This is a genomic window from uncultured Algibacter sp. (assembly GCF_947490405.1).
Classification (GTDB): domain Bacteria; phylum Bacteroidota; class Bacteroidia; order Flavobacteriales; family Flavobacteriaceae; genus Algibacter_B.
On the sequence record NZ_CANLGU010000002.1, the window covers coordinates 258109 to 270433 of the forward strand.

Consider the following 12325-nt stretch of genomic DNA (forward strand, 5'->3'; position numbering starts at 1 on the left):
TTCTGACAAAGTCAAGTTATTCAATGGTGTAATATCTTGGGTAAGATTCCTGCTTTACTGAAACAAGTTCAGCACAAGTCGCAGGAATTTATCACTTCTCAACCACAACCCATTTTCCTTTAGTCCTAACCAAAAACTCATCATCATACATCGCCTCAGCTTGTACTCCAGGTAAATAATATGTACCTAAATAAGAGGCATTCAACATCACATTAAAGGTTTTGGTACTGTGTTTTCCTTTTTTAGGTAAATCAAAATAGAAATTCACACGGTCGTCTCTAATATCGGTATGTCTTGCAGCACTTGTTGTTGTGCTTCCAAAAGCTGTAAAACGGGTATTAACAATTTCCCAACCCGATGGAAAAATTTGAGTTAATGCTACATCATTAACCGATGCATTTTTCAAATTACTTACGCTAACCGTAGCCACAAAATCTTGTCCTTGCATGAGTTTAGAAACATCAATTGTATTCCCTTTTAAATCTTTGTATTGCACCGATACACTTAGCCCACGTGACTCAACCAATTCTTGCCCAAGTGGTAATTTTCCAGAATTCAATACTCTTACATAAACCACATTGTCTTTAGCATTTTTAAATACTAAATTGTTTGTGCCTTCAACTACGTTTAAATCTCGTTGTGCAATCGCACTTTTGGTGTCTATACTTTCGGTTTTTCCATTAATGGTATAATTTAGGTTTAAAGCTTTTCCACCATTAGCGTTTACCATTTTTGCCATGGCCAATAAACTATACGCTGTAGTTTGAGTGCTCATCCATCGGTTACTTGATAAATCTCTAGCAATGTCTTCAGCAAGTGCTCGCATTTTAGAATCTTTAGTCAACACCATAGTTTCTAGAGCCATCGCACGGTTTCTATCTACTGAGCCATAGGTGTAATAATTATAACGCTGAGGTTTAAAATTAATATTTGCCGATTGCGAAATCTTGTCACTAGCCTCTTTTTGTCCTGCCAAAGCATAAGCTGCTGCCAATCGCCATTTGGCTTCATTCGAAATTTCAGAGAATTCTCTAAGTCGGTTCATACTTGCTAAATCCGGACTACCAGCCAAAGCCAAAGTATATAATCTGTAAGCCTGTGCTAAATCCGAATTATAAGTGCGATAACTTGGTCGCCAATTTCTAGCGGCTTGCTTTTGGTACATTAACCAATTGCTCTTAAACGTTAGTGGTAACACGTAGCCTTTCTTTTCGGCTTCAATCATAAAATGTCCTGCATAACTCGTTCCCCAATCGTTGGCACTAGCTTCTCCAATCCAATAACTGAGTCCACCATGAGCACGTTGAAAATGCCCTAAACGTTTGATGCCATTTTCAATATTCGTTTGAATTTGTTTCTTTTTATCAAAAGTCAAATCAAAAATATCAGCTAAAAATAACTGTGGAAACACACTCGATGTGGTTTGCTCTACACACCCATGCGGATAACGAATTAAATACTGTAAGCGTCTTGAAAAGTCCATCGGAGGTAAGGTTGAAAACTCAACAGTAGCCGAATTTGTTCCAGCAACCCCAAACGTTGAAAAGTCTAACGTTTCAGATGCATTTGCTGCCAATGTTTTGTCCAAAGCTTTTGAAGTTATTGGATTTGTATTCACAACATCCAATTCTACTTTATAAGTGGATTTTTCGTCATTTCCTGTCGCAATCACTTCAACAGTATTAATGCCTTTGGCTTTACTTACATCCAATTCAAAATACGCCATTTGCTCATCAGGTTTTGCAAAAGAAAGTGTTTTAGTATTTTCTCCCACAATTGAAATTCCATCACTCAGTTTCAAACTGATATTTACGTTTTTTACTTTAGGTTCCATAGTAAAAACGGTAACGGGTAAGGTTACTTTTTCGCCTGGGCTTAATTTCCGCGGAAGCGTTGCTAAAACCATCAACGGTTTTTTAACTTCAACTGCTTTGTCGGTGCTTCCATAAGCTTCATTATCATTATTTCCAGCAACCACCATCGTTCGAACAGAACCTATATAATTTGGTAATTTTATTTGATGGGTTTTTGTTTTTCCAGCATCCAATTTAAAAGGCCCTAAATACGTAACCACAGGTTTAAAACGATTCGCTTTTTTATTTTTGCCACCTGCAGCACTTCCATCGCCACCAATGGCAAATACTTGGTCGATACTTCCTGAATACGCACCAATAATAGCATCAAAAACATCCCAAGTTTTTACACCAAGTGCTTGACGTTTATAAAACTCATGCCATGCATTTGGAGTTTTAAATCGGGTTAAATCTAGTAGCCCTTCCTCAACCATGGCAATAGTATAAGTCATCGCTTTGTTGTTTTTTTCAGAGACTTTCACTTCAAAAGTTTGTTCTGGACGTAGCTTATCTGGCATGCTTAATTCAGGATATAATTTCGTGTCTGGGTTTTCAACCATAATTGGAATGACACCGTATAATCGAATTGGTAAATCGTTAGCCGTAATAGCATGCGGTTGTAATAATGAAATATTCACAAATACGTTTGGAGCCATTTCTTTACTGATTGGAATATCAACAGTAGTTTCACCTTTACTCGTTTTCACCCATTTATAATCCAAAACTTCGGTGCCATTTTCAATACTTACCAAAGCACGCCCTTCACTTCCTGAAGCAAATGTCACTTTAGCTGTTTCGCCTACATTATAGTTTTCTTTATCTGCTGAAAAGACTAACATTTTAGCTGCTTCTTTATCAGATGATGGTGCTTTTTGCCACCAGTTTTTATAGAAATATGCGGTTCTTCCTGTGGCGTGACCGCTAACAGGATCGGATACTCTTATGAGGTAGCGCCCACGATCGTTGTCTGGAATTTTCACATTGAAATTAGCTTTACCGTTAGTATCTGTGTTTATTTTTAGAGATTTATAAGGTCTGTGATAACTACTTGACACATAACTCGCCAAATCATCGTAAGACGAATTCCACCACCAGCGCCATTCCACTTTATAAATCTTCACTTCAAGGTTGTTGCGTTTTATAGGCTTGCCATTTTCATCAACCACCACTACGTCAAAGGTTTGGTTTTCATCTGTAAAAAATGAGCCATAGGCTTTTCCTTTTGGGGATTGTAATCCAACAAAAGATGTATAAGGCGCATATTTTTTGGTAAAAGCGTCCATGGAGAAATCGCCACCATTTTCAAACGCACGGACTAAAAATTGAACATTCAGCATCCCTGGTGCATTCTTCCCAACATTGAGTTTTTTGTTGATTGACGCTAAACCTTCTTCATTTACTTTCCCTTCAAACACTTTAATTTCTTCTGTATTGAATTTTCGTGTAGGGTCGTTAAACGTGTAATTTTTATAGTTTTCAAAAGCGGTATAAGCAGAAGTGAATTTCGCTTTTATCTCAGCTTTTAAATTTTTTCCTGGAGCTCCGTGAAGCCATTTTACATCCAAATCGCCTTTTAATAGTTCGTTATTTGAAAGGATTTCGTTTTCAAAATCGACCTTAATTTTTAATCGATTAGGTTTTACGGTTTCAATTTTTAAACCTTTATAAAAGGTTGCTCCTCCAACAGAAACTTTGGCGTTGTAGTTTCCTGTTTTGCCTTCTGAAGATGATGGTACGGTAAATTTGTAGAAGTTATTTAAGTGGTCTGCGGTAACGTTTTTGTATACCAATTTCCCGTTAGGATCGGTTATTTCAAGTTTTACTGGATGCCTTTTTGGAAGTTTATTAGCGTTGTCATTCAACATAAACGTTAAATGCAAAGTATCTCCTGGTCGCCAAACACCACGTTCGCCATAAATATAACCTTTAAGCCCGCGTTGTAAGCGATGTCCGGACACATCAAACTTACTAAGCGACAACGAGTTTCCATCATGAAGTTTAACATACGTAGTGTTTTTTTCTTTTAAAACGATGGCGAATGCTGCATTTTTATCGGAATCAATCAAAGTTAAACCTTGTTCGTCCGTAGTTCTACTTGCCAATTCTTGCTGCTGAAAATTGTAAATAGCAACTTTTGCACCAGCCTCTGGATTGGTGTTTAAAATATTGGTAACCGCAAAATAATACGAGTTGTTAGCGCCCTGTTTTGCAATAACGCCCAAGTTTGAAGCTAATAAATTTTGAGACACTATTTTACGCTCGTTATAATAGGCATCATGACATGGGTTTTGCTCTTCGCGCCAATTGTAAACATAATTTTTGTAACGATAGGCTTTGTTATCCCAATAAGCTTCCTCAAGTAAGTCTTCATTTTCGCTATCTATTTCAGCGTAATCGCCTTCATAGTAATCTTCTTCGTAATAGTCATCATAATCATCGTTTCTAGAAGTTGAAACACCTGCATTGGCTTCACAATCGTATAACGAATAACGTTTATCAAAACTTAATTCCACCCGATAAATAGCGCCAGCATCAGCTTTAAAAAACTTTGATAAATCGATGCTATAGACTTTCCATTTTCCTGTATTTTCTGCTGCAGTTTGAAGTTGAATGGTTTGTTTTGCAATGCGTCTTCCAACTTTTTTTATGTCGTATTTATTGTTGCTATTTAAGTTATTGTCTTGCAAAAACTGAAGTACATTATCTTCAAATATTTTAATCACACGAACATCAACTGCACTTAAATTAACGGCTTCAAAATTGAATTTTAATTGCTCAGAATTTGGTAGAATACTACCGTTGCTAATTAGTTTTACTTGTGGTTTTAAATCTTCAAAAGCTATGGTTTCAGAAAATGGTTTCTTCAATTTATAACCTTCAGTATTTTTGATGCCTTGAAATACATCTACCTGAATATTACCCACTAATTTACTGTCAGGATACACTTTAAGAACATTTCCATCGACTACATATTTTGGATTCTTTACTTTTTGAATGGAGACTAAACCATCAAAATTTTGTTGTTTTTTAAGTGGGTCTGAAAAGTTAATGGATAGATGCTGTTCTGGAGATTGCGTGACATTAGTTTCAACAATCGTAAAGTTATTTATACCAGGAATTAAAATAGTGTTTTCGCCTTCATTAGTTGCTTCAATAGATTTTCCATTCCATTTTACAAGGATGTTGTCGTCTTCAATTTTACGATTAATACTATCAATTTTAAATTCAAAATACTTCGAACTTTTATTTGCTTCATTAAAAACCAATGCTAATTTTTTGCCATTTTGGGAGGCTTCAACTAATGTTTTGGCATCTTCAATTGAAATAATATCTGCCGATTTTATAACCCCTTCAAGGTATTGCCAATTTTTGCTGTACGATTGTAAATGATTAGTTTCAATATTAAAACTAGGCGTGATGGTTTTAAACTGAAACGTATAATCTTTAAACCCATCTGGCATATTTTTATAGATGTCATTTAGCTTCACAACAACCGTGTATTCCGTATCGGGTTCTAAATGTTCATCGGGTTTAAAAAGTAAGGTGTGTTTGTTGGCTACCGTTAATTTACCTTCAACATGAGGTTTTATGATTACGATTTTATCGGTTATTTCCTGTCCCATTTCCCAGTCTTCAACTTCGTTTGCTAAATTAATTTGAATAGGACTAGCCACTGAGGTTATTCCTGATGTGGTATAACTAATATAATCTCGAAATTTGAAAAGATTATCGGTTTCTACAACTTTCTTTTTACAGGAAAATACTAGTACAATAACCGTTACGACAGCAAGAAGTTTTTTGAATGACATGAAGAATAGATTTAAATGAACAAATTAACTAAAAAACGAAAGCGTAGGTAGAATCCCGTTAATTAAATTACGTTTAGGAATTGCTATTTAGTCTTTTGGAGATGTTAAATAAGTCTTAAGGTTTTTTATGAATTGGTATTGTTATGTCTTTTGTGGAAAATTATCGATGAATTGCCCGTTTTTAATAAAAGCAGACGATTTTTAGGGTTTTATACATCTACGAATATGGGATAACCGTATATTTCATGTACCCAAATGATTGATATTATGAAAACCTACTATTCTAAAACCTACTTAATTCTTATTTGTTTTGCATTATTAATTGCTGCGACATCGTGTTCTAAAGATGATACGACTAATGAAGAGGCTATTGCAAAAGCTGAAATTCTTACTATAGCCGATGAAATTTTACAGATAGTAAATGACCATAGATTAAGTATAGGTGAAAACACATTAGAAACCAATACTTTGGCAACCAACTTAGCCAACGAACATACGGAGTATATGATTGCCCAAAATGATATTAGTCATGATGATTTTAACCAACGTTCTGATAGATTAATTGATGAGGAAAATGCCTCAAGAACTGGTGAAAACGTAGCTTTTGGGCAGCGTTCGGCGCAAGAAGTAATGACTGCATGGTTGAATAGCCCTGGTCATAGAAAAAATATTGAAGGCGATTTTACCCACATAGGCATTGGTGTTGTAAAAAATGATGCTGGCGTTTATTATTTTACTCAGATATTTTTAAAGAAAAGACCTGATAATAATGCTTAGTCTTTAAACATCCCGATATACAATGTACCTTTATCATCCATTGTGGCACGAAACATTCCAGGTGTATTAAATTCCATAGCAATAGTGCCATCGCTATCAATGGCTATAATACCGCCGTTACCTTTGCCGTTCCCAATAGTAGGTAATTTATTTTGAATCACTTCTTTTGAAGCTTCTTTTAGAGAAAGTCCTTTATATTCCATAAGTGCAGAAATATCGTAAGCGACCATACCACGAATAAAATACTCGCCCCAACCTGTGCTAGAAACAGCGCAAGTGTTGTTGTTGGCATAAGTGCCTGCGCCTATAATGGGAGAGTCGCCAATGCGTCCCCAACGTTTATTGGTCATACCGCCAGTTGAGGTGCCTGCTGCTAAATTACCATGTTTATCTAAAGCGGCACACCCTACAGTTCCAAACTTTGAGTTTTGAATATCTGCATCAAAAAAAGAGGCTACTTTTGTGTTTTCAGACGCTTTTACACGCTCTAAAGCTTTTAGGCTTTTTTCTGTATGAAAATAGGAGGGCTCTACAATTTTTAGTCCTTGTTCTTGAGCAAAAGTTTCTGCACCCTCACGAGCAAGCATCACATGTGGTGAGTGTTCCATAACGGCTCTAGCCAAATTAATCGGGTTTTTTACCGTTTTTGTCCCTGCTGATGCACCTGCATTTAAAGTTTTACCATCCATTATAGAAGCATCGTGTTCACAAGTGCCTTCGTTAGTTAAAACAGCACCTTTGCCAGAATTAAAAAGAGGTGAGTCTTCTAAAATGTTAATCGTATTTTGTACTGCATCTATGCTAGTGCCACCATTATTTAAGATGTTATAGCCTACGCGAATCGCTTCTTCTAATTTTTGACGATATGCTGCTTCTTTTTCTTGAGAAATATTGTCCCTTTTAATAAAACCAGCACCGCCATGTATCACGATGGAAAACGCTGCCTTTTCAGATGCTTTGACTATTGGTTTTTCAACAACTTTAACTTCTTTATTACATGAATATAGAGTAAAAATAATGGCAATAGTAGCTGTAATTTTTTTCATGACTTAGCTTTAAGTTTAGCAACTAAAGTTACTAATTTTATCATTAACTAATTTCAATAAAAACAACATTTTATTAGTATATTCGCAAATAATTTTATCATATTTAATAAATCAATAATTAATGAATAAAATAGCGACTGATTTTGGTATAGATAAGGCACTAGAAATTTTGAGTGTAAAACCTATTAATGAAGGCACATCTACGGGGTCAAATAATTTTTCTAATGGGGGTAGTATTGAAAGTTATTCGCCAGTAGATGGACAACTTATCGGAAAAGTAAAAACGACTACAAAAGAAGACTATGCGCAAGTGATGGATGCTGCAACTTCAGCATTTAAAACTTGGAGAACTATGCCAGCACCACAGCGTGGAGAAATTGTACGCCAATTTGGAGATAAATTACGCGAAAAGAAAGAAGCCCTAGGAAAATTGGTGTCTTATGAAATGGGTAAAAGCTATCAAGAAGGTTTAGGTGAAGTACAAGAAATGATTGATATCTGCGATTTTGCTGTTGGGTTATCACGACAACTACACGGACTAACCATGCATTCTGAGCGCCCTGGACATCGTATGTACGAGCAGTATCATCCTCTTGGTATTGTAGGCATTATTTCAGCATTTAATTTTCCAGTTGCAGTTTGGGCGTGGAACACAGCTTTAGCTTGGATTTGTGGTGATGTTTGTGTTTGGAAACCTTCTGAGAAAACACCGCTTTGTGGGATTGCTTGTCAAAATATTGCTGCTGCAGTTTTTGCTGAAAATAATTTACCAGAAGGTATTTCATGCTTGATTAATGGGGATTATAGTGTTGGTGAATTTATGACGAAGGATACACGTATACCATTAATATCTGCAACTGGTTCAACTAGAATGGGTAAAATTGTGGCTAAAGAAGTTGCGGGGCGTTTAGGAAAATCACTTTTAGAATTAGGTGGCAATAATGCTATTATAGTAACCCCTGACGCCGATATAAAAATGACAGTGATTGGTGCTGTTTTTGGTGCTGTTGGTACTGCAGGTCAGCGTTGTACCTCTACACGTCGTTTAATTATTCATGAATCGATTTATGATAAAGTAAAAAACGCTGTGGCTGATGCTTACAAACAATTACATATTGGAAATCCTTTAGATGAAAACAATCATGTAGGCCCTTTAATTGATGTTGATGCAGTAGATATGTATAATCAGGCTTTAGAAAACGTAGTTAAAGAAGGTGGAAATATTGTAGTAGAAGGTGGTGTACTTTCAGGAGAAGGTTACGAAAGTGGTTGTTATGTTAAACCAGCAATCGCAGAAGCAAAACCCCATTTTGAGATTGTACAACACGAAACATTCGCACCAGTTTTATATTTATTAAAATACTCTGGTAATATTGAAAATGCAATTGATATTCAAAATGAAGTAGCTCAAGGCTTATCTTCTGCTATTATGACAAATAATTTACGTGAAGCAGAACGATTCTTATCTGTTCAAGGTTCAGATTGTGGAATAGCCAATGTAAATATTGGAACATCTGGTGCAGAAATAGGTGGTGCTTTTGGAGGTGAAAAAGACACTGGTGGCGGACGTGAATCAGGCTCTGATGCTTGGAAAATTTACATGCGTAGACAAACTAATACTATTAATTATACTACAGAGTTACCTTTAGCTCAAGGGATTAAATTTGATTTATAAAGGTAAATGATTTTACTCAATTTTTATAGAGTCACATTCTTAGAATGTGACTTTTTTTGTTTTATGGTTCTTACTGTATGAGCTTAAAGTGTTATATTGTAAGCACTTATAATTTTATTAACCATAAACTATTTAAAGATGAGTAAAAAAACATCCTATCTTTTAGGAATTATACTCACTATTATTCTCGGGACAATTTTGTATTATTTTCTTTGTTGCAGTATATGCTGTGGTCAAGAAAGTTGTGGACACAAAAAAGATGAGACTAAAAGTGCAGTAACTCCAGAAATTAAAGATGCAACCAGAAATGCATTTATGATTAAAGACGCCAACAGCGACTTTAACATTAAAATGAATGACAATTTCAATTTCAAAACTTCTAATTTTTCAATTCTAGATCCAGTATCACAAGATGTTGATAAAGGTGTTTTAAAATTAAAAGATTATTTATTAGCAAACCCTTCAAAAGATATTGAAATTACAGGGTTTTATAAAAGCGATGAAGTTAATAATTCTGCATATCCAAATTTAGGATTAGCACGCGCAAATTCGGTTAAAAACTATTTGGTATTACACGATATACCCTCAAAACAAATAGATACTTATGGTAAGTTAAATAATGATATTAATCCAGATGTAAATAGCACATTATTTGGGCCTCTTGAATTTGGAATACTAACTACAGATGCATCAGATGCTTCATACATGGAAGCTTTGGAAAAGGTCTGTGATGCAGTTAGAGCAAACCCATTAGTACTTCATTTTAAAACCGGTCAAGCTGCCATTAACTTATCTTCAGAGCAACGTCAAAAAATTGCAGATATTTCGCATTGTGTCGATAAATTAGGAGTAAAGATTCAAGTGGTTGGGCATACAGATAATACAGGAGATGCTGCAAACAATGTTGTATTAGGACTAAAACGTGCAGATTTTGCCAAAGGCTACTTAACTAGAAATGGTATTTTAGAGGGCAATATTGAAACATCATCTAAAGGACAAACAGAACCTATTGCAGATAATGCAACAGATGAAGGTAAAGCAGAAAACAGAAGAACAGTAATAACAATTAACTAAATTAAAAATATAAAAATATAAAATTATGAATTGGTGTATATTAATTCCATTATTAGTTGGTGCAATTTGTGCAATTTTAGGATACTTATTAGGAAAACTTTTAGGAGGCGGTAATGATAATGATTGTGAAGATAGAATTGCAAAATTACAAGCGGATTTAGAAGCTTGTAGAAAAAGTAGAGTGTCTTTAGAAAGTGATTTAAAAACGACACAAGCTTCATTAGCATCCTCATTAACAGCTGCTAGTACAGGAACGCTTGTAGCTTTTGATGCAGCCGCAGCCAAAGCCGTATTTGGTAAAAAAATAAAAGAAAACGATTTAACGGTAGTTGAAGGTATTGGTCCAAAAATCCAAGAGCTATTCCTCAACCATGATGTTACAACTTGGAAATCTCTTTCTGAATGTTCCATTGAAAAATGTCAAGACGTTTTAAGGTCTGGAGGAGATCGTTTTAAAATGCACAACCCTGGTACATGGCCAGAGCAAGCTAAAATGGCCTATGAAGGAAATTGGAAGCAGCTTTTAAAATGGCAAGATGAGCTCGATGGTGGAAAATAACATATTGTAAATTAATACTAAAGAAAAAACCGTTTCAGTAATGAAACGGTTTTTTTGTATATTCAATGAAAGATTAAACCTTTTTGATACTATTCAGTCTAAGAGGTTATTATGATAGTTTAGTTTTAATTTTTTAAGCCATGAAAGAAAAGCACATTCAGCATTTGTATAGACGCATTGGTTTTGGAATATTACCTTCAACACTTCAAAAGGTAGCTACAAAAAGTAAGAAGCACAATGTAAATGATTTAATTAAGGCTTCTAAAACGTACACCATACTAGAAGTAGATATTTCTGAGATCAAAGATGTTTTTGGTGGTATGATGATGAGTGGTACTAAAATAGATAATGAAACACGCCGAAAATTACAGAAAATAAGTAGAAAAAAACAAGTAGAACTTAATGTGTCTTGGATTAACCGATTAGCAAGCACATCAGAATTACTTCGTGAGAAAATGACTTTGTTCTGGGCGAACCATTTTGTGTGTAAAGACAATAGTATAGTTTACATTCAAAACTTCAACAATACACTTAGAACCCATGCTTTAGGGAACTTTAGAGATTTTGTAAATGCTATTTCTAAAGAAGCGGCGATGACAAAATACCTTAACACCAAGCAAAATAGAAAACAAAAGCCTAATGAAAATTTTGCCCGTGAACTCATGGAATTATTTACCTTAGGAGAAGGCCATTATACTGAAGACGATATTAAAGAAAGCGCGAGAGCTTTTACGGGCTATAGTCATAATTTAAAAGGCGAATTTGTATTTAAAAAACGCCAACACGATTATACCGATAAAACTTTTTTTGGAAACACTGGAAATTTTACTGGAGAAGATATCATAGATATCATATTAAAAGAACGCCAATGTGCTAAATACATTTGTACTAAAGTATATCGTTATTTTGTTAATGATCAGGTAGATGATGGACATGTAAATGCCATGACCGATGTGTTTTATAAAGACTACAATATTGAAAAATTAATGCAATTCGTTTTAATGTCTGATTGGTTTTACGACGACAAAAATATAGGCACAAAAATTAAATCGCCCATAGAATTTTTAGTTGGTTTAAAACAAACAGTTCCGGTTACTTTTAAAAACAAAAAGCAAGTTATACAGATTCAACGATTGTTAGGACAAACATTATTAGATCCTCCAAATGTAGCAGGTTGGAAAGGTGGTAGAAATTGGATTGATAGTAACACTATTGTATTGCGTTTAAAACTCCCATCATTATTATTAAACAACGCTTATATTTCAAATGTTAAAGAAGGAAAACAAGACGCTATAATGACTCAAAAAAAAGAACAGTTCAAGAAAAAATACGGCAAGCGTTTTAACACGCAAACCAATTGGAATCATTTTGAAAAGCACTTTAAAAACGTAGCTTTACAAGATATGGATCCTCATATTTTAGCGCAACCCGTAACTAAAGATGCAAAAGCATATTTGCAATCTTTGGCTAAACTATCTAAACACGAGTATTGCATACAACTTATGTCGTTACCCGAATACCAAATGTGCTAA

7 protein-coding genes are annotated in these 12325 nt (G+C 34.8%); 5 read left to right on the top strand and 2 right to left on the bottom strand.

Annotated features, from left to right (window positions below; all coding sequences use genetic code 11):
* Nucleotides 1-91 precede the first annotated feature (91 nt).
* The gene (locus tag Q0772_RS05090) at nt 92-5662 is read right to left on the bottom strand and encodes an MG2 domain-containing protein (protein WP_298341032.1); all 5571 of its coding nucleotides are present in this window, start codon (nt 5660-5662) and stop codon (nt 92-94) included.
* A gap of 267 nt (nt 5663-5929) precedes the next feature.
* Here Q0772_RS05090 and Q0772_RS05095 point away from each other — a divergent pair, with 267 nt between their 5' ends.
* The gene (locus tag Q0772_RS05095; RefSeq protein WP_298341034.1) at nt 5930-6439 is read left to right on the top strand and encodes a CAP domain-containing protein; all 510 of its coding nucleotides are present in this window, start codon (nt 5930-5932) and stop codon (nt 6437-6439) included.
* Here Q0772_RS05095 and Q0772_RS05100 read toward each other — a convergent pair.
* Entirely contained in the window at nt 6436-7485 is a 1050-nt protein-coding gene (locus Q0772_RS05100) for an isoaspartyl peptidase/L-asparaginase (RefSeq protein WP_298341036.1), read from the bottom strand. The two genes, Q0772_RS05095 and Q0772_RS05100, sit on opposite strands and share 4 nt — an antisense overlap.
* A gap of 121 nt (nt 7486-7606) precedes the next feature.
* Between Q0772_RS05100 and Q0772_RS05105 the strand changes: the two genes are divergently transcribed.
* From Q0772_RS05105 to Q0772_RS05120, 4 genes are all read left to right on the top strand, one after another.
* Nucleotides 7607-9160 carry an aldehyde dehydrogenase family protein gene (locus tag Q0772_RS05105; protein WP_298341038.1) on the top strand — a complete coding sequence of 518 codons (1554 nt, stop codon included), beginning with the start codon at nt 7607-7609 and terminating at the stop codon, nt 9158-9160.
* 138 nt (nt 9161-9298) lie between these two features.
* Entirely contained in the window at nt 9299-10234 is a 936-nt protein-coding gene (locus tag Q0772_RS05110; protein WP_298341040.1) for an OmpA family protein, read from the top strand.
* Nucleotides 10235-10259: 25 nt separating this feature from the next.
* Nucleotides 10260-10793 (top strand): hypothetical protein, encoded by a 534-nt coding sequence (locus Q0772_RS05115; protein WP_298341042.1) that lies wholly within the window; start codon nt 10260-10262, stop codon nt 10791-10793.
* A gap of 140 nt (nt 10794-10933) precedes the next feature.
* Nucleotides 10934-12325 (top strand): DUF1800 domain-containing protein, encoded by a 1392-nt coding sequence (locus Q0772_RS05120; RefSeq protein ID WP_298341044.1) that lies wholly within the window; start codon nt 10934-10936, stop codon nt 12323-12325.

Bases quoted from the DNA above. Each gene is read 5' to 3' on its own strand.
- Q0772_RS05110 (WP_298341040.1), top strand. From the start codon at position 9,299: ATGAGTAAAAAAACATCCTATCTTTTAGGAATTATACTCACTATTATT.
- Q0772_RS05115 (WP_298341042.1), top strand. From the start codon at position 10,260: ATGAATTGGTGTATATTAATTCCATTATTAGTTGGTGCAATTTGTGCA.
- Q0772_RS05105 (WP_298341038.1), top strand. From the start codon at position 7,607: ATGAATAAAATAGCGACTGATTTTGGTATAGATAAGGCACTAGAAATT.
- Q0772_RS05120 (WP_298341044.1), top strand. From the start codon at position 10,934: ATGAAAGAAAAGCACATTCAGCATTTGTATAGACGCATTGGTTTTGGA.
- Q0772_RS05095 (WP_298341034.1), top strand. From the start codon at position 5,930: ATGAAAACCTACTATTCTAAAACCTACTTAATTCTTATTTGTTTTGCA.
- Q0772_RS05100 (WP_298341036.1), bottom strand. From the start codon at position 7,485: ATGAAAAAAATTACAGCTACTATTGCCATTATTTTTACTCTATATTCA.
- Q0772_RS05090 (WP_298341032.1), bottom strand. From the start codon at position 5,662: ATGTCATTCAAAAAACTTCTTGCTGTCGTAACGGTTATTGTACTAGTA.